The sequence below is a fragment of the Nostoc sp. genome (assembly GCF_036918015.1).
Taxonomy (GTDB): Bacteria; Cyanobacteriota; Cyanobacteriia; order Cyanobacteriales; family Nostocaceae; genus Nostoc.
Window position 1 is genome coordinate 130,260 of the sequence record NZ_JBALEO010000091.1, and the last position, 17,696, is coordinate 147,955.

Genomic DNA, 17,696 nt, shown 5'->3' on the forward strand with positions numbered 1-17,696 from the left:
ATTTGTCATTTGCTAGGAGTGAGAAATAATCATTTCTTACTCCCCGATGCACTGGCTGCAAAATCCAAAATCCAAAATCCAAAATCTAAAATCCAAAATAGTCTTAGTTATGCCTAAATATGTACTCTGGGGAACTTACTGCGAAGACGTTATCGAAAAACGCGCCCCCTATCGTCAAGCTCATTTAGACGGATTAGCAAAACAGAAAGAATCCGGTGTGCTGATTACCATCGGCCCCACCAAGGATGTTACAAAGATTTTTGGAATTTACGAAGCCGAAGACGAAGCCACTGTACGCCAGTTGATTGAAAACGATCCTTACTGGAAAAATGGCATCTGGACTGAATATTCAGTCAAAGAATGGATTCAAGCTTTTTAAATTGGTATGGGGCATTCTTGCCAGGTTAAGGTAAATAGACTTTTGTCAAATGGTAAAGCTAATTCATCAGCTACCGCGTCTCCCAAGTCAACTAATACTGCATAAAAATCTATTTAATTTTTCGTGCAAGCTTAAGTAATCGGACTCCTGCCATATTTTTCAAATAAATCATTTTAAAGATTCTGCCAGCAATGCTTGACTACTTCGGTCTTTGTCAAGTGCAAATTCATCCCGCCTTTATACAACTTTAAAGATTGAGTAAAGGTTAGAGAAAGCACAATTTTTTTCTTTGAGATCAAGCACACTTGTGTTTGTTAAGACAACTTAAAGATAAGTGATGTCACTTGAGAAATAAATGTTCAAAATGAACTACAAGTACGCGATACTCTTGGGAATCGTGGCATTCTCCAGTCTTCAAGCTCCAGCAAAAGCCGCTTCTCTGCTGGGAACGGCGAATGACTTCGGGGTTTTGGGTGGCTCGACGGTGACTAATACCGGCCCGTCCGTCATCATGCAATCTCTGGGTGTCAACGCAGGTTCTTCAGCCACTGGCTTTTCTCCAGCGGTCGGGGTCGTGAACGGAGGGATATTCACATCTGATGCAGTTGCGGCTCAGGCTCAACTGGATAACGCAAGTGCGTACAATTATTTAGCAAAATTGAGTCCCACTAAGGAGTTGACTGGTCTGGATCTGGGTGGAATGACGCTCACACCTGGCGTCTATTCTTTTAGCTCATCGGCTCAGTTGACAGGAAAACTCACGCTCGACAATCTAGGCGACCCCAATGCGCTCTTCGTTTTCCAGATAGCCAGCACGCTCACCACCGCAAGCTACTCGTCTGTTGTCACGACCAACGGTGAAGCTCCCAATGTGTTTTTCCAGATCGGCAGCTCCGCGACTCTCGGAACCTACACTCAGTTCCAGGGAAATATTCTAGCGCTCACGAGCATCACCCTGACTACTGGCGTAAACATTGACTGCGGTAGAGCCTTGGCACAAAATGGTGCCGTGACGATGGATACCAACAAGGTCTCCAGCACCTGCTATACAAAGCCAAAGGAAGTAGCAGCAGAGGTTCCAGAACCTGACTCATCACTTGGTGTTATCGGCTCCGGGATGGTGGGTCTATTATTCGCCTTCAGCAAAAGATTTAGAAAAGGGTGGTAGGTTGCAAATAGTTTTTTGAAATACTTGATTGGCAAAGAGTGTAGCAATCTATGGTAGAAAAAGATAGGCCCCGAATTGTTAATCAGACTTATCTGTTTAAAATGTTACCAGTATTTTACCAAAAGCATAATAATAATTAAATAGAGGGGGATGAGGCGAGCGATGTTCGCCTCATCCCCCTCTCCTCATACCCAATTATCATTCTTATTAAGAGTGTTTTGAGTATTTTAACTGATTGATAAAAGGCACTTTATCTTAAACTCTCATGAATGCCCCACTCCCCACTTATGAAAATTTGGCAGGTTGATTTTTATCGTCGTCCCTCACAAGATGCATCTGGACAAATTTTATGGGAGTTGTTGATTTGTGACGCAACTCGCAGCTTTGAGTATGAAGCTAGCTGTCTCCAGTCAGCAGCAAATTCTAATTGGGTTGCGACTCAACTTGAGCTAGCTGCTGGTGAAAAATTGCCAGATGTAATTCAGGTATTTCGTCCTCAGTCACTAAGTTTAATTGAGGCGGCTGGACGCAACTTAAGTATTAATGTCGAACCTACACGCCACACCTTGGCGTTAAAGCAGTGGTTACAAGAAAAGCAATACCCCTCAACACTGGATAAACCACCCCCAGCACCATTACCAGAAAACCTCTGGGGAGAACAATGGCGTTTTGCAAGTTTAACTGCTAGTGATGTAGAAACGAGATTTAGCGATCGCCCCATTCCCATTTTGCACATTCCAGAACATCTCAAACCAATCAATTTGGGTTTAGCATCAACAGTTCCTGTTCCTGGGGTAGTAATTTATGGGGGACGGCAATCAATGCGCCTAGCACGGTGGTTGCAGCAAGCCCGTGCCGTCAGCTTGAACTACATTTCTGGCGCACCGGATGGCTTAATATTAGAAGCTAGCTTGGTGGATAGGTGGATTGTTGCCACATTTGAAGATCCAGAAGTTACAACAGCAGCCCAAGCATTTGAACAACGCAAAAAGCATTGCCGAGGATTGCATTTTTTGTTAGTTCAACCCGATGATTCTGGTATGACTTATAGCGGCTTTTGGTTATTGCAGACAGAAAATTGATATTAATTGCCAAAAATATTTGTCTGCTTAATTTTTATAGATAAATAAATGCTCTGCTTATGGGCAAGGTGTATAAGTCTAGCAAATTTTAGTATGATGATAAAGTCATACTAAATAGTAATACTAAAAATTAACTATAGATGCTCAAAGTCACAATCACCTTAGAAGAAGACATTCTGCAATTTGTAGATCAGTATGCACAGGGGAACCGTAGTGCATATATCAATACACTGCTGGCAGAACACCGCCGCCGAATTTTAGCAGCAGAAATGATTACAGCGCTAAAGCAGGATGTTGAAGATGCAGAGTATCAAGCTGAAATTGCTGCTTGGGAGGGCGTTGCAGGAGATGGCATAAATGCCTGGGAGTAATTTAACTTATCGGCGAGGAGAAATACGTTGGGTGAATCTCGATCCAACAGTGGGAGCTGAAGCAAAAAAAATCCGTGCTTGTTTGATTGTGCAAAATGACATCATGAATCAGTATGGATTATTGACAATCGTCATACCATTTCGCCCCGGAAGTAAACAAGCCCCCTATGTTGTCAATATAAAAGCAACACTAAATAATGGACTAGACCAAGACCGTTTTATTGATGTTGGGCAAATTCGTGCTGTTGATCGTAGTCGTATTTTGGGTTTGGTTGGTGTACTAGAGTCAGACTACTGGGAACTTATTCATACAGCTTTAAATGTAGTTCTGGGATTTGTGGTTTAGGGGTGTTAGGGAATAAAAATAGAGATAAAACTGAGGCGAAGGTGATGAACAAATTAAACTATTTCTTCCTGCTTTTGACTTAAATACATCGCAATTCCTTTCTCGTAGTAAGCCGCTTCATTAATAAAAATAGGATAAACAGTAGACGCTCCTTCATAGAAAATATCTTTTCCTTCAAAAGTCAGAAACATTGGATCGCCTGGATGCAAAGGTTCATAATCCCTAAACTGAAGCTGGGGGTGAATCATGGCTTGAATTTCCCCGCGTAGGAACCGCCCACTGTAGGCATCGCTTCTAGGATAATCGACAGTTCCAATGTATTTATAAAGTGTAAGGTGATTGCTTGTCTGCGGAATATTCCCTTGATTGCACCCGTCAAAATAATCTAAAACTGCATAAATAAGCTGTTCTGTTTCCTGAAATAATTCGGCGTTTAAAACATTTTGAGCCACAGCCCCAACTTCTATCACAAAACCCAATTCGCACAAAGAACGGAGAAAACCATTTTCTTTGGATTCTTGATTAATACAGACTTTCACCAAAGGATTGATAGAACTTAAATAAGCGCCTAAGCGAAGTAATAAAGGATGCATATCACAAAAGATCAGAGTTAACCCCATATTGGCAGTTGTGCTATGCAAATCAACAATTACATCTACAAAGGGCTGATTTTGCGGTTGCAATATTTGTTGAATTGCTTTTGCCCGCGTATCTTCATAACTTGAGAGTTGGGGATTTTGTAAACCTTGATTAGTGAAACAACGATTTAAATCTTTTTCAATGTATCGTTTGCCTTCTTCAATAGCTTTGAGATTACCAAGTAATGCCAGAGTTTCAAAACTTGCCCTGTTAATTAAATTAGGATATTGCTGAAACTTTTTGACTAAATGTACTCCTGTTAACTCATTACCGTGGTTTCCTCCAACGATCGCAACTCGTTCAATCTGACTCATAACAACCTCATATCTAAAAAACTACCCTACGGTTATTGAGAATTGGTGCAAGATACAAGATAGAAGTATACCTGCTGCTGACTAAATCTTGTAAAAGACTGACGCGATGTCTACGACGGGCTACGCCTAGGCTCCATGTTCGAGTCAAAATATGATAACTGTTAAACTGTTGGTTTTGGTATAAAAGGGGAGCAAATTTATGGAGAAGGACTTTCAAGCGATGCCTGCGGCGGGTTATGCCTACGCTGAACTTTACAAAAACGCCCTCCTCAACGACGTACTCCCCTTTTGGGAAAAATATTCTCTCGATTGGCAGCAAGGCGGCTATTTCACCTGCCTCGATCGCGAAGGCAAAATTTATGATACAGACAAATTCATCTGGCTACAAAACCGCCAAGTATGGACTTTTTCCATGCTTTACAACCAGCTAGAAAAGCGCGATAACTGGCTAAAAATTGCCAGTAATGGCGCTAATTTTCTCGCCCAACATGGTAGAGATAGCGATGGTAACTGGTACTTTGCCCTCACCCGTGAAGGGAAACCATTGGTTCACCCTTACAACATCTTTTCTGATTGCTTTGCGGCGATGGCATTTAGTCAATATGCACTCGCAGGCGGCGAAGAATGGGCAAAGGATGTGGCGATACAAGCTTACAACAACGTATTACGCCGCAAAGATAACCCCAAGGGCAAATATAATAAAACCTATCCCGGCACACGCCCGATGAAATCATTGGCTGTACCGATGATTTTAGCCAACCTGACTCTAGAAATGGAATGGTTGCTGCCAAAGGAAACACTAGAGAATGTCCTAGCTGAGACAGTCCGCGAAGTGATGACCGATTTTCTCGACCCAGAACGGGGACTAATGTACGAAAATGTTGCCCCTGACGGTTCTCACATCGATTGTTTTGAGGGACGGCTGATTAATCCAGGTCACGGCATCGAAGCGATGTGGTTCATTATGGACATCGCGCGTCGCCAAAACGACACCAAAACTATTAACCAAGCCGTTGATGTAGTGCTAAATATCCTAAATTTTGCTTGGGATAGCGAGTACGGTGGATTGTATTACTTTATGGATGCAGATGGTCATCCCCCACAACAATTGGAATGGGATCAAAAACTGTGGTGGGTTCACTTAGAATCTTTGGTTGCATTGGCGATGGGTTATCGCCTGACAGGGCGTGAGGTCTGTTGGGAATGGTATGAAAAGATGCACGATTACGCCTGGTCACACTTTGCTGATTCAGAATACGGTGAGTGGTTTGGTTATCTCAATCGGCGTGGAGAAGTATTGTTGAACCTTAAAGGTGGCAAATGGAAAGGATGTTTTCACGTACCGCGTGCATTGTACCTTTGTTGGCAGCAATTTGAGTCATTGCAACGCCTGCGGCAGTAAGCAACGCAGTCAGTTTAATCTTTAGGGAAAACGCATCTTATTTTTTATGCTCAAACAATTATTTGATGGCGTAGACTATAGAACCGATCCACTTTAGATAGTCAAGTCATACTTTAATGTAATAGCGGCTATCTGCAACAGCAACGTAAAGCTGAATTGTCTCGTCGTGCGATCGCTTGTTTTTAAGCTAACCTCACAAAATCGTGTTGTTCCAATGTCTTGTTTGCAAGCTACAGTAGCTATGCCAGTTGAGCGTTTCATACAATTGATACCTGAGCATCAAATAAATCTCAGTGTAAATAGCCAGAAATAATTTAGAAAGTTTATTAATAAATTTAAATAAATCCTGTAAGACTATAATTAATTCATAAGGATTATATAAATATTAGTTATATATGTAAATACCTGAAAAATATTGCATTTGAAAAGCTTGATAATTATAAGAATAAAGACTATATAGCGAATACAATTCCATATATTTACTTACTAAGCTTAGTTTGGGAAAATGAGCAATATAAATACTGAATCAAGAGCAAAAAAATTGTCATGGATATCTGCTATCTTTCAAAAGTTAGATTGTCAAGTCTGTGTATATAGATTCTTTTGGATTAATCTAATTAATAGCTCAAGCCAAAAAAGTATGATTTTCTGGTTCAAGAGTTGACAAGTTAACTTTCGTATTTATTTTGGAGAATAACGATTATGTCTATAAACAAAAATGAAAGCTTGACAATTGAAAACCAAGAAGAATTGTTTGAAGTCTTATCAGATGAATGCTGCGAACAATTAACAGGAGGTAAAAGTTTTTGGAAGAAAATAAAAAAAGGATTCGATCATGTCGTAATCAAAACTTTGAATAATTCAGGCAACGCAGTGGTTTCGGTCGGAGGCACGTCAGCACTTGGACTCTACACAGCAGGTGAGCTAGCTTTAGAAACAACTGGATTGGTGGGAGACGGTCAAATAGACGGAAATTAGACTAGCAAAACTCAAACAACTTATTTACCTGATTTCTCAACTCTAGCCGAGAAATAAAGTTACTCAAGCTCTGCCTCCTTCAAACAACTAAAGGCAGAGCTTTTTGCTTACTAATTCTCAAGTACAACTGGAAAATTTATAGCTTCTCAAACTTGTTTTATTCTACTTAATTATGACTAATATTGATATCTCTTTCGTCCCAAATTCTCATTCCTTACCCAAGGTAGAAAAAGTAATACCTCACCCAGAAGAAATTAATCTTAACTCTCTAGCTGCTGCTACTCCAGAGGATTTTTTACCTCCGATTGGTAAATGGACAACTATTGGCGGTTTGATACTTATAGCTACCTTTGTTGCAGGCGTTACCCTTACAAGTATCCTCAAATATAAAACTACAGTTAAAGTAGCTGCTACCATTCGTCCTGCGGGAGAACTCCGCCTAGTACAAGCTGCGACGGAAGGGATAGTAAAAGATATTTTAGTAAAAGGAAATCAGCAAGTTAAACAAGGAGATATCATCGCTATACTTGATGGCTCTCGCTTACAAACTAAAAAAAGTCAACTTCTTGGCAATATTCAACAAACTACAGTTCAATCAACTCAAATAACTGCTCAAATTTCTGCTTTAGATAGACAGATTCAAGCAGAAAACGAACAAACAAACCGTGCCACATCTGCTGCTCAAGCTGAACTACAACGCACTCAAACGGATTATCGCAATAGTGAAATTAGCACCAGCACGGAAGTAGAAGAATTAGTAGCTAACTTAAAATTAGTTCAAGATGATTTAGAAACAGCCAAAGCAGAATTAAAGTCGGCTCAAGCGAATTCACTCGCAACCCAAGCTTCATTCAAAGGAGCGATCGTCAAACGCGATCGCTATAAACCGATAGTCAAATCTGGTGCGCTTTCTCAAGACGCATACGAAGAAGTAACTCTCGCAGTTCAACAACAACAACAAGCACTCTTGTCTCAATTAGCAATAGTAGAAGCTCATAAGCAAACTGTAGAAAAGCAACAAAGAGCTGTTGAAGCAGCCCAAGCAAGGCTAAAAAAAGCCGAAACTACCCTTAACTCTACAGCAGGAGTGGCGATCGCTCGTGAAAGAATTGCTCAAGAAAAAGCTAGAGGAGAATCAACTTTATCTCGACTCCAGCAAGAAAGAGAACAGCTAATTCAACGACGAACAGAATTAGAAAATCAATTAAACAGCTACCAAAAAGAACTTAAACAAATAGAAATTGAACTTCAAAATATCATAATTCGTGCTTCTGCCTCTGGCACAATAGCACAACTCAATCTACGAAACGTCTCTCAAGTCATTGGTTCTGGACAGATGATTGCCCAAATTGCTCCTAGTGAAGCACCATTGGAAATTAAAGCCGATATTCCTGCTGAGGAAATCAGTAAAATTCGGCTGGGACAAAAAGTATATATGCGCGTATCTGCTTGTCCCTATCCCGACTATGGCTCTTTACAAGGAACAGTGAGCAGCATTTCTCCAGATGCAATAGAACCTCAATCTAACTTTAATTCTTCTAACTCTTCTTTCGGGATGGGACAAATTTCACAAACAGGTAGTTACAAGGTGAATATTAAACCAGAAAACTATGTATTGAAGATTGCGGGAAAAGAATGTGCCATCCAATTAGGAATGGAAGGAAGCGCTGATATTATCTCTAAAGAAGAAACTGTATTGCAATTTATTTTGAGAAAAGCAAGATTAATAGCCAATGTATGATAGTTATGCGTTTCCTAGTCTACTGAGGTACAAATCTCTGCGTACCTCTGCGCTTTACTTTGCGTCCCTACCCTACGGGAAGGCGAAGCGCCTATGCGTTTCAAAATATTATCTGTACCTCACATAACTGAGAATCGCTATAAAAACTTTTACTTCAGAATATTAGGGAGTTAAAAATTTCAAGTGCTGACCGGGTAGCTGACGTAATTCATTGGGAGTACCAGTCAGCTTCAACTCTCCTGTTTCTAACAAAACAATGAAATCAGCCCGCTCAATTACTCTAGGGCGGTGACTAATCATAATAGTTGTTTGACCCTGACGATCTGCTAATAAATTATCTAAAACTTTAGTTTCTAATGCTGGGTCTAAAGCGCCTGTAGACTCATCTAATATTAACACTGGTGGATTAGTAACAATTGCCCTAGCTATTGCTAATCTTTGCTTCTGTCCTCCAGAAATATTTGCACCAAATTCTCCTAAGACCGTTTGATATTTATCAGGTAAATTGCTAATAAATTCGTCTGCGCCAGCTATTTGACAAGCTCTCACGATTTGTTCAAAGTTAACTGAAGGATAGGCAAAATGGAAATTATCAATAATTGAACGACTCCAAAAGTGCGGTTCTTGAGGAATCAATATTATTTGTTGACGGCGACAGTCTAAAGATATATCTTGCTGATTATAACTTCCATAACGAATATTACCAGATTGCAAATCATATAATCCCGCTATTAACTTAACTAAAGTACTTTTTCCACAACCTGATTGTCCGATTAAGGCTGTTACTTTTCCCCCAGGAATGATAAGAGAGAAATCTTTTAATAAATTAACTCTACCTTGATGATGAAAATTCAGGTTAGTACAAACAATATCTGTATTAGCAGTGATTTCCGCCCAAGGTTTTTTACACTCTTTCTCATCCTCTGTTGTAGCATCTAAGACTTCTGTGAGGCGTTGAATTACTACTTGAGCAATAATAAATTCATTAACTAAGCCTACCACCGAACTCAAAAACCCTAAGAAATTTCCACTCATGCCGTTAAAAGCAAGTAATTGACCTATACTTAGAGTGCGATTAATTACAAAGTAGCTGCCTAACCAAAGTAAACCAATATTTGTCAAACTATTGAATAGAGTTGTAACGGTGGTACTGTAAAACCCTAGCTTCATGGTACTCCACTTAAAATTAGCGAGGCGACCGTAATTAGCTTGATACTCTTCCCAAGCTTGAGGAGTACCTTGGGTAGTCTTAAGTATTTGGATACCGCGAAAAGTTTCTACAAGAAAACCTTGAATTTCTGTATTTAAAATAATAGAAGCACGGGTTTTTTGTCGTAAAGCTGGTAAAAATAGCCAATTAATACCCATAACTATTATAAAGACAAATAAAGAAGCTAAAGAAAGCTGCCAACTATAAAAAATCATGATTCCCAAAGATATGACAGCGATAAAAAATTGACTGGGTAAACCCAAAACAATTTGAGAAACTAGATTATGAACTCTTTCTATATCATCAATGCGGCTAACAACTTCTCCACTGCGACGGGCTTCAAAATAAGATAAGGGTAAGCGCAGGAGTTTATACCCGTAATCTAGAATTAATCCCAACTCTAGCCTTTGAGCATATTGTCCGACTAAGTGAGATTGAACAATACCAATAGCAGCTTGAAAAATATTTAAGGTAATAACCGCAATGGCTACGGTAGTTAACAACTGTATATCTCCCCTCACCAAAACGTCATCTGTGAGGATTTGCATCATTAAAGGAGCAGCCAGAGAGAGAAGTCCAACTACAATATTGATTGCGATCGCTTCCGCAAGTATTTTGCTATAGGGTAAAACTCTTTTGAGGAAACGTCCAAAGCCGTCTATTTTATCCGACTCCTGTTGATAAAAACGAGTTTCATCTGGAGTTAATAACAGCATGACACCATTCGTCCATCCCTCTAATAACTCTTGATGGTTGAGCTTGCGAATACCTACTGCTGGATCGGCGATAACATATTTCCGATCTTGTTGTGCGTACAATACAACCCAGTGATATCCTTTCCAGTGAATGATGGCAGGCAGAGAAATTCTATCCAAGCGTTCTATTAATTCAGGAGTTGCTCTCACTGGACGGGCATTAAAACCTAAGTTTTCTGCTCCTCTTTTTAAACTAAGCAAAGTAGTACCTTGCTTACCTGTAGCTACTAGTTCCCGCATTTTATTAATACCGAAAGTTCTACCATAGTGTTGTGCTATGGTTGCAAGACAAGCAGCACCACAATCTTCTTCACTGTGTTGTAAAACCGCTTTCATCACAGAAAATACCCAATTTTTTACTTTATGTTTCCCAATTGGGTTCTGAAATGAACACATTTCCCTAATGCTTATTGCTAGTTTAAGTAATTTTACAGTGGGGCAGTAACAAACAGGAAAGTTATAAAAGCGACAAAGCTTTGGAGTCACGAGCAAATGACAAGTCAAGAATCGCCAGATTCTCACCAAGAAATCCTGTTGGAAAGGTATCAAGTGCAACAGGAACTAGGCAAAAAAGCCGGACGGCGATCGCTGCTAGCTCGTGACTTGCAAACTCAAGAATTAGTAGTGGTCAAAATACTGTCCTTTGGTAATGAGTTTGAATGGAACGACCTCAAGCTGTTTGAGCGGGAAGCTGAAACACTCAAAGCACTCTCGCACCCATCCATTCCCCGCTACCTTGACTACTTTGAGCTAGATTAACCCAACAGTAGAGGATTTGTACTCGTACAAAGTTATATCCCAGCCCAATCTCTAGAAGCACAACTCAAAGCTGGGCGTAGTTTCAGTGAAGAAGAAGTTAAGGAACTAGCAAAAGCGATTCTAGAAATTCTCAAATATCTGCATGGCCGTCAACCGCCCGTAATTCATCGTGATATCAAGCCAAGCAATATTCTATTAACAAATCGCTCTGGTAATAGTGTGGGTGAAGTGTACTTGGTAGATTTTGGTTCAGTGCAAACCATCGCCAGAAGAAGTAGCACTATGACACTTGTGGGAAGTTACGGCTATATGCCACCAGAACAATTTAATGGTAGAGCTACTCCAGCTTCAGACCTTTACAGTTTGGGCGCAACTTTAATTTATTTAGTAACAGGTCAACATCCAGGCGATTTACCGCAAATAGACCTACAAATTCAATTTGAACAGGCTGCTAATATTAGCCTTAGTTTTAGCAGCTGGTTAAGGCGGATGACAGAACCTATTGCGAGTCAACGTTTAACCTCTGCTAAAGACGCTTTACAAGCTTTAGAACAACCTGGAAATGCAACTCAGACTCAGGGAAGAGTGCCTAATTCAAGAGTGGGCAAACCTTTTGGTAGTAAAGTTGTCGTAAAAAAAAATGATGATATTTTACAAATTATCATTCCGGGTGTAGGTTTATCTTCATTGACATTTGCAATGAATTTATTTACTAGTTTTCTATATTTAATATTATGTTCTACATCTTTAGATATCATGAATGGGAAAGCTTTAAATGGAATATTTTCCGTTGGATTAGGAATAATTTTCGGTTGTTTTCTTACTTCATTTTTGCGCTCTATTATGTGCTTATTTGGCGAACGGAATATTTTTATTGATTCGCATAAATTTGTATCAAATTATTATTGTTTTGGTATTAACTTCAAAAATGATTTATCATCATTAAAAACACATATTAATAGAATAGAAAAAACTAAAAATATGTTTAATCAACCTTACTTAATCATTTGGAGTGGGAGAAATAAGTCTGAAATATTCACAGATTTCGGGCGTGCTTTTAATATTACTACCCCAGAACTTGACTGGCTAGCTCATGAACTCAGCGATTGGCTAGGCTTACCAATTACTAGAGAGTAAACTACAAACTAAATTCTGCTGCGCCATCCTCATCTACATCTGCATCCTCACCCATAGCAGTGGGTTTAAATTTAGAACCATGAATTAATTCAGCAAACACAATTCCTGGATTTTGGTGAAGAATATTCAGCACACTCATAAAATCTCGCACAATTTCCCCTGGTGTCAGTAATGCTTCTGCACCCAAGCGATTAATAATTTCTTGCACAAACTCCTTCAACTCACGATTTGTCAAAGTCTGTTCATACCCAAAATTGAGTGCATGAATCTCAGCTAAACGTTGCAGAAGCGTTAATATTTCTGCTTCACTCAACGGGTTCAACCGAATCACTGGCCCTAAATGTTCCTGAACATTAGCTTGGGCAACAAAACGACTTTCTTTTGTGCGTCTTTGCCAAGCTTGGTCTGCAAAAAGTCCGCGTTTGGGGTCTTCTAAAAATTTAGTTGTTCCACCAACGACAATGCCAAGATGTTCTGCTTTACATTGCATGGTGTCGTTAAACATTGCCAGGAGTCGATTATAATTCTTTTCTCGTGTAACAGTGGTAGATATTTGATATAAATGTACAGCTTCATCAACTAAGATTAACAGTCCTTTATAGCCAATCTCAGCGACAAATTTCGCAAACAGTTTTATATAATCATACCAACTATCATCATCAATAATAACGCGCACTCCTAAAGCAGCTTTCGCCTCAACCTTAGTAGTAAATTCTCCCCGCAACCAGCGCATCGCTGCATTTTTTAAATTATCATCATCCATTCGGTAGCCACGCCAATAAGCGATAATCACACTACCAAAATCGAAACCGTGAACTAAATCTTCAATATATTGAACTACTTCCCTAATTTTTGATTCAACTTGGTCATCAAAACCATCGTCATTGGGACGCATTCCAGTTTCTTTAACCACTTCTTGTTGAATTTTATTAATCCATCCTTCTAAAATTGAGACTAAAGCACCACCATCAGGACGAGTTTTTGTAGCTAGGTGGCTCATTAATTCTCGGTAAGTCGCTACACCTTCATGGTTGCTTCCAGCTAATCGACGTTCAGGGGATAAATCAGCATCAGCTACTACAAAACCTTGCTCCATCGCCCGGTTACGAAGTAGTTGTAATAAAAAACTTTTACCAGAACCGTAGTTACCAATTATGAAGCGAAATGCTGCGACACCTTCTGCAATATCATCTAGATTTTGTAATAGGCTTTTGAGTTCTTTTTCTCGTCCAACTGCTATATATTCAACTCCCACTCTTGGTACTACCCCCGCACCAAGGGAATTGATTAAAGCAGTGGATATTTTTTTCGAGATTTTGAGCTTTGCCATGTATTACACTTCACTTTATTCTAAACGCAGAAGCACGTAGTAAGTAGGTAAGGGATATCATCTTACTATTAAATCTTACGACGGCAATAACAATTTAATTTGACGAAGTATGTCTAGCCATGAGGCCTTCATATATCGCAATCATTTTTTTCACATCTGTTATATGCTCCTGATAAACTTTTGGACTTTCGGAATCAGAATTAATTATTAATTCACCAATAGTATCATTTGCCCGTTCATTTATAGAATCGATTAATAAATTTGGCATAGTGATATTTGCTTCGGCAATTTTTTTAATAGCACTATTGGGATTATCTTGTTCAACTATAGCTTTTAATACTTGTAACTCATGTCCTGGAAGATTTTCGAGAAAATTAGTCCATTCTTCGGGGATATTTCCCGATGTCTCAACTTCCGAATTTTCAATTACATCTGAAGATTCAATTATTTCCGAAAATGGAAACAATTCAATATCATCTTCTTGGGAATTATCCGACAAAGGCTCTGGATTGAAAGTTTCTACTTGTTGTAGTAATTCCCATACTTGATTTTGTAATGAGTCTCGTTCTTCTTGCAATAATGAAACTTGGCCTTGTAATTGCTGTAATTCAGCTTTGTGTTCTGCTAGTTGAGTTTGTGAAGAATTAAGAATAGTTTGGATATTTTCTCTTTCGGTTTTTGTCGCTACAAGCAATTGATTGTTTTGGGTTGTCTCAACTTCTAGCTCTTGAATTGTAATTCGCAGTTCGTATAATTTTTCTTCTAATTGAGGTTTAAGTCTGCCTAAAAGAGTTAAATTACTTTCAATTTCTTGTTTCTCGTGTTGTAGCTCAGAAATTTGACTTTGCAATTGGGTGATTTCAGCGCGAGATACATTACAATTTGACTCTAAACGGCGCTTCTCTGCTGTGAGGATAGAAAAAGCATTGTTCAATTCATTTTGATTGTTCTGCAAATTATTAATTTCAGTTTGCAGGCTACTAACTTCTGTTTCTAATTGCTTCTTTTGTCCGGCAAATGTTCTTAATTCTCGATGTAGACTATCTCTTTGGCTACGGCTTTCTATGACTTGATTTTGCAGTTGTTGTGATTCAGCATATAGTAAATTATGATGTTCTTCAATTTGATTTATTTCTCTGACAACGCGAGCCTTTAATCCCTCCATCTCTTTAATTCGCTTGCGGAGAGAACCTAAAACAAACATTTCATAATTTCTGCGTCGCTTGTCTATGAATAATGCTGTTGTATGGATAGTAACGGCAGTAATTACACCTGTGAGAAAGGCTTTATTAAAATCCCAGCTTGGGACAAGGCTAAGACCAAAACTCACACTAAAGGCAACTATCACTAGTATAAATCGATTGCTGATCGTTACTGATTGCATATTGCTAGTTTTTAGCGTAGTTAAATTATCTGAATAAGTAGCTCTCATAGTAATTTATAATTCGTAATTCGTAATTCGTAATGGGCTTTTCTGCGAGACGCTAAAAGCGAACGCCCCGCTACGCTAACGTAATTCGTAATTAAAAAACACATACACATAAAATACTTAATCCAAGTGGTTTATTTAGGAAATCAAGATATTTTTCTCTATCTTGGTATCAGAATTGTTATGAAATCTCTAATTTTAGTTAATGTTGCATAACATTGTTCTGTAAATTACAAAAAAGCGTAATCATTAATGAAACAATATTAGTGTTAAGTGTTGGATATGTTTTTATTTGCATGAAAAAGTGTTAAATCTGCTTTTAAAAAATCAACAAACTGCCGTGCTGTACGTCCAGAACGACCATTATGACGAGTTGCCCATTGTAATGCCTGAAATTCTAAATCTTCTTGGGTAATATTAATTTCAGCTTGTGCCACTAGATGTTGTACAATATTTAAATAAGTTTTCTGATTGGCTGGTTCAAAAGTCAAGGTTAAACCAAAGCGATCGCTAAACGAAAGCTTCTCCTGCATCGTATCCCAGGCATGGATTTCTTCGTTATCCTTGGGAGTAGGTCTATCTACAAAAAACTCCCGAATCAGGTGGCGGCGATTAGAAGTAGCGTACACAACTACATTTTGCGGCCGCGCGGTTAAATTACCTTCTAAAACTACCTTGAGAGCTTTAAAGGCATCATCATCTTCTTCAAATGAAAGGTCATCGACAAAGATAATAAATTTTTGTGACACACCTCGTAAATGTTCCACGATTTCTGGTAAGTCTTTTAAATCAGATTTTGCCACTTCTAATAAACGGAGGCTGCGATTGCTATATTCATTCAACAAAGATTTCACCAAAGAAGATTTGCCAGAACCGCGACTACCGTAAAGTAATACGTGCAGTGCCATCTCTCCTGATAATAAAAACTCTGTATTTTTCAGCAAAGCATCTTTTTGAGATTCATAACCGACAAGGGCACTCAGCTTAATTTGGTCAGAATACCGGATACCGATAAACTGCCCAGATTGCCATCGCAAAGCGCGATATTCTGCAAATAAACCAGAGCCACATTGCCGATAATAAGCTGCTAACTCTTGTACAGCATCACCCCAATTATCTAACTCTTGTAGATATGTAGTGAATTTTGTCTCTACTCCTAGCAATTCTTGCTCTTTATACCACACTACTGGTGAAATCGGCATATAAGCTACGTCTTGTACCCATTCGCTCAAAGAAGCGCTGCTACATTCATAGAGACTTTGTAATATTTGTAAATCATGCTGAACTGCTGTTACTAAAGCTGAGGGCAAATCTTCAAATTCTCGCACTCCCGCCAGCCTTGTAAAGGGATTCTCACAGAAGAGAAGTTGAGTAATTAAATAGTCTTCCCAGTTTTGATTTCTAGCAGCTAAAGCATGGAAGTAACTGCCGTAGGCTTGGAGACAACCTCGTGCATCGGTGTTAGTGTAACGTATAGCTTGCAACAGTTCCAGAAACGCCATCCCGACTTCGCCTTGGAGAACAGACTGGTACAGTAAAAGTGAGGCTGCTTGGCGCTGGAGAAATTGAACCTTTGTATATAAGGAAGTACTTGCCATTGGTATCGCTAGATTATCCATCAATCAACTGTGTGGTATAGCTAAATAGCTATGGTAAATTGTCTGCTGACCCTGGCAGTAAAGTCAAAGTCTACATAGGTTTTAACAATGAATTTAGGTATAGTTGCTGCTTTTGCCTACGGCATATTAGCGATTGTTGGTGGCGTTATTGGCTATATTCAAGCTACAAGTAGAGTTTCACTCCTAAGTGGTAGCATTAGCGGTTTATTACTAATACTTGCCGCTTACTTTCAACTCCAAGGACAAACCTGGGGTGCGATTTTAGCAGTGTTGGTTACTGCTGTTTTAGTAGTTTTCTTTGCATTTAGACTGGCAAAAACACGCAAGTTTATGCCTGCGGGATTAATGACGATTTTGGGTATGCTGGCATTGGCGGTGATGGTGAATCAATTTGTGGCTTTAAGGTAGCATTAGTCTCTAAGCAATAACCACCCTCCTGTGTTTTTGGTATGGCATGACTTTCCCTACTTTGAATCATATTAGTACATTTATATTACTGTGACTTGTTACCCTTGCCTTTGAAAAATTTTTACGCATCACGCCCCATAAGGTGCGCTCATGTAGGCTTTGTTTGCGATGCCCATAGTCATCTACAATGTGTAGGTGACAAAAATAACGTGACAACAAGGTTTCCAGACATCAATTCTGAAAAGTAAATCAAAAAATAATTACTAATTGCTAAAAAACTCCGGTTTTTTTGGCTTTGTGATGATAAATAAAAGTAATAGTGTTGAATGTCATGCTTCGTATCGCGAAGGATTACTCAGATTCTTCGCTGCTTTGAGGATGACTACTGAACATCAAACAACATCTGCTACCAATCAGTTTTTTTGCTGGGGATGCTTCTTTGCCACAAAAAAGGCTTTACCACAAAACTTACTCTAGATGTATCTAAGTAACTATGCTGATAAAGTGTAAAGATGTCACGGTATCTGGGAGCCAATTTTAAAGGAATTGCAAAGGACTTGGTGCCATTTTGGCAGGTTTTTCTCCCAAATATGAGATATTAGTAGATTGTAGAAATCTTTATTGTTATT

General features: G+C 39.0%; 15 protein-coding genes and 1 pseudogene. 10 read left to right on the plus strand and 6 right to left on the minus strand.

Features of this window, described 5'->3' with window-relative positions:
• The first annotated feature begins 109 nt into the window (after positions 1–109).
• From V7K61_RS28310 to V7K61_RS28330, 5 genes are all read left to right on the plus strand, one after another.
• Complete coding sequence (locus V7K61_RS28310) at positions 110–379, plus strand: YciI family protein (protein ID WP_335058661.1); 270 nt, start codon at positions 110–112, stop codon at positions 377–379.
• Between the two features lie 355 nt (positions 380–734).
• On the plus strand, positions 735–1,547 hold the full coding sequence (locus V7K61_RS28315) for an ice-binding family protein (RefSeq protein WP_335058663.1): 813 nt from the start codon (positions 735–737) through the stop codon (positions 1,545–1,547).
• 287 nt (positions 1,548–1,834) lie between these two features.
• Positions 1,835–2,629 carry a Tab2/Atab2 family RNA-binding protein gene (locus V7K61_RS28320; RefSeq protein WP_335058665.1) on the plus strand — a complete coding sequence of 265 codons (795 nt, stop codon included), beginning with the start codon at positions 1,835–1,837 and terminating at the stop codon, positions 2,627–2,629.
• Between the two features lie 140 nt (positions 2,630–2,769).
• The gene (gene mazE, locus V7K61_RS28325; protein ID WP_335058667.1) at positions 2,770–3,000 is read left to right on the plus strand and encodes a type II toxin-antitoxin system MazE family antitoxin; all 231 of its coding nucleotides are present in this window, start codon (positions 2,770–2,772) and stop codon (positions 2,998–3,000) included.
• A complete protein-coding gene (locus V7K61_RS28330) occupies positions 2,987–3,346 on the plus strand; it encodes a type II toxin-antitoxin system PemK/MazF family toxin (RefSeq protein WP_099100459.1) in 360 nt (119 codons plus the stop codon). The genes mazE and V7K61_RS28330 overlap by 14 nt, the downstream gene beginning before the upstream one ends.
• A 53-nt stretch (positions 3,347–3,399) precedes the next feature.
• On the opposite strand, the gene V7K61_RS28335 is transcribed toward V7K61_RS28330, so the two are convergent.
• Positions 3,400–4,299: an aspartoacylase gene (locus V7K61_RS28335; protein WP_335058670.1), complete on the minus strand. Its 900-nt coding sequence runs from the start codon at positions 4,297–4,299 to the stop codon at positions 3,400–3,402.
• A 199-nt stretch (positions 4,300–4,498) separates the two neighbouring features.
• Here V7K61_RS28335 and V7K61_RS28340 point away from each other — a divergent pair, with 199 nt between their 5' ends.
• Positions 4,499–5,701 carry an AGE family epimerase/isomerase gene (locus V7K61_RS28340; protein WP_335058672.1) on the plus strand — a complete coding sequence of 401 codons (1,203 nt, stop codon included), beginning with the start codon at positions 4,499–4,501 and terminating at the stop codon, positions 5,699–5,701.
• A 93-nt stretch (positions 5,702–5,794) separates the two neighbouring features.
• On the opposite strand, the gene V7K61_RS28345 is transcribed toward V7K61_RS28340, so the two are convergent.
• Positions 5,795–5,962: a hypothetical protein gene (locus tag V7K61_RS28345; RefSeq protein WP_335058674.1), complete on the minus strand. Its 168-nt coding sequence runs from the start codon at positions 5,960–5,962 to the stop codon at positions 5,795–5,797.
• A 441-nt stretch (positions 5,963–6,403) separates the two neighbouring features.
• On the opposite strand from V7K61_RS28345, the gene V7K61_RS28350 reads away from it, so the two are divergent.
• Both V7K61_RS28350 and V7K61_RS28355 read left to right on the plus strand, forming a co-directional pair.
• Positions 6,404–6,679 carry a hypothetical protein gene (locus V7K61_RS28350; protein ID WP_335058676.1) on the plus strand — a complete coding sequence of 92 codons (276 nt, stop codon included), beginning with the start codon at positions 6,404–6,406 and terminating at the stop codon, positions 6,677–6,679.
• A 172-nt stretch (positions 6,680–6,851) separates the two neighbouring features.
• Positions 6,852–8,420, plus strand: a complete 1,569-nt coding sequence (locus V7K61_RS28355; protein ID WP_335058678.1) for an HlyD family efflux transporter periplasmic adaptor subunit — start codon at positions 6,852–6,854, stop codon at positions 8,418–8,420.
• A gap of 162 nt (positions 8,421–8,582) precedes the next feature.
• Here V7K61_RS28355 and V7K61_RS28360 read toward each other — a convergent pair whose 3' ends face one another.
• Complete coding sequence (locus V7K61_RS28360; RefSeq protein ID WP_335058680.1) at positions 8,583–10,721, minus strand: peptidase domain-containing ABC transporter; 2,139 nt, start codon at positions 10,719–10,721, stop codon at positions 8,583–8,585.
• A gap of 156 nt (positions 10,722–10,877) precedes the next feature.
• Here V7K61_RS28360 and V7K61_RS28370 point away from each other — a divergent pair.
• Positions 10,878–12,281: pseudogene (locus tag V7K61_RS28370) on the plus strand (serine/threonine protein kinase).
• 1 nt (position 12,282) lies between these two features.
• On the opposite strand, the gene V7K61_RS28375 reads toward V7K61_RS28370, so the two are convergent.
• The 3 genes from V7K61_RS28375 to V7K61_RS28385 all read right to left on the minus strand — a co-directional run bounded on the left by V7K61_RS28375 (position 12,283) and on the right by V7K61_RS28385 (position 16,659).
• Complete coding sequence (locus V7K61_RS28375; protein WP_335058684.1) at positions 12,283–13,611, minus strand: ATP-binding protein; 1,329 nt, start codon at positions 13,609–13,611, stop codon at positions 12,283–12,285.
• Positions 13,612–13,705: 94 nt separating this feature from the next.
• On the minus strand, positions 13,706–14,995 hold the full coding sequence (locus tag V7K61_RS28380) for a tellurite resistance TerB C-terminal domain-containing protein (RefSeq protein WP_335058686.1): 1,290 nt from the start codon (positions 14,993–14,995) through the stop codon (positions 13,706–13,708).
• A 314-nt stretch (positions 14,996–15,309) separates the two neighbouring features.
• Positions 15,310–16,659, minus strand: coding sequence for an ATP-binding protein (locus tag V7K61_RS28385; RefSeq protein ID WP_335058688.1), 1,350 nt, complete (start codon positions 16,657–16,659; stop codon positions 15,310–15,312).
• Positions 16,660–16,746: 87 nt separating this feature from the next.
• On the opposite strand from V7K61_RS28385, the gene V7K61_RS28390 reads away from it, so the two are divergent.
• On the plus strand, positions 16,747–17,067 hold the full coding sequence (locus V7K61_RS28390; protein WP_334818207.1) for a TMEM14 family protein: 321 nt from the start codon (positions 16,747–16,749) through the stop codon (positions 17,065–17,067).
• Positions 17,068–17,696 lie beyond the last annotated feature (629 nt).

What these genes read in the sequence shown, in the direction of transcription:
- V7K61_RS28320 (WP_335058665.1), top strand. Translation starts at nt 1,835, where the DNA reads ATGAAAATTTGGCAGGTTGATTTTTATCGTCGTCCCTCACAAGATGCA.
- V7K61_RS28385 (WP_335058688.1), bottom strand. Translation starts at nt 16,659, where the DNA reads ATGGATAATCTAGCGATACCAATGGCAAGTACTTCCTTATATACAAAG.
- mazE (WP_335058667.1), top strand. Translation starts at nt 2,770, where the DNA reads ATGCTCAAAGTCACAATCACCTTAGAAGAAGACATTCTGCAATTTGTA.
- V7K61_RS28375 (WP_335058684.1), bottom strand. Translation starts at nt 13,611, where the DNA reads ATGGCAAAGCTCAAAATCTCGAAAAAAATATCCACTGCTTTAATCAAT.
- V7K61_RS28310 (WP_335058661.1), top strand. Translation starts at nt 110, where the DNA reads ATGCCTAAATATGTACTCTGGGGAACTTACTGCGAAGACGTTATCGAA.
- V7K61_RS28335 (WP_335058670.1), bottom strand. Translation starts at nt 4,299, where the DNA reads ATGAGTCAGATTGAACGAGTTGCGATCGTTGGAGGAAACCACGGTAAT.
- V7K61_RS28350 (WP_335058676.1), top strand. Translation starts at nt 6,404, where the DNA reads ATGTCTATAAACAAAAATGAAAGCTTGACAATTGAAAACCAAGAAGAA.
- V7K61_RS28340 (WP_335058672.1), top strand. Translation starts at nt 4,499, where the DNA reads ATGGAGAAGGACTTTCAAGCGATGCCTGCGGCGGGTTATGCCTACGCT.
- V7K61_RS28355 (WP_335058678.1), top strand. Translation starts at nt 6,852, where the DNA reads ATGACTAATATTGATATCTCTTTCGTCCCAAATTCTCATTCCTTACCC.
- V7K61_RS28330 (WP_099100459.1), top strand. Translation starts at nt 2,987, where the DNA reads ATGCCTGGGAGTAATTTAACTTATCGGCGAGGAGAAATACGTTGGGTG.
- V7K61_RS28360 (WP_335058680.1), bottom strand. Translation starts at nt 10,721, where the DNA reads ATGAAAGCGGTTTTACAACACAGTGAAGAAGATTGTGGTGCTGCTTGT.
- V7K61_RS28345 (WP_335058674.1), bottom strand. Translation starts at nt 5,962, where the DNA reads ATGAAACGCTCAACTGGCATAGCTACTGTAGCTTGCAAACAAGACATT.
- V7K61_RS28390 (WP_334818207.1), top strand. Translation starts at nt 16,747, where the DNA reads ATGAATTTAGGTATAGTTGCTGCTTTTGCCTACGGCATATTAGCGATT.
- V7K61_RS28315 (WP_335058663.1), top strand. Translation starts at nt 735, where the DNA reads ATGTTCAAAATGAACTACAAGTACGCGATACTCTTGGGAATCGTGGCA.
- V7K61_RS28380 (WP_335058686.1), bottom strand. Translation starts at nt 14,995, where the DNA reads ATGCAATCAGTAACGATCAGCAATCGATTTATACTAGTGATAGTTGCC.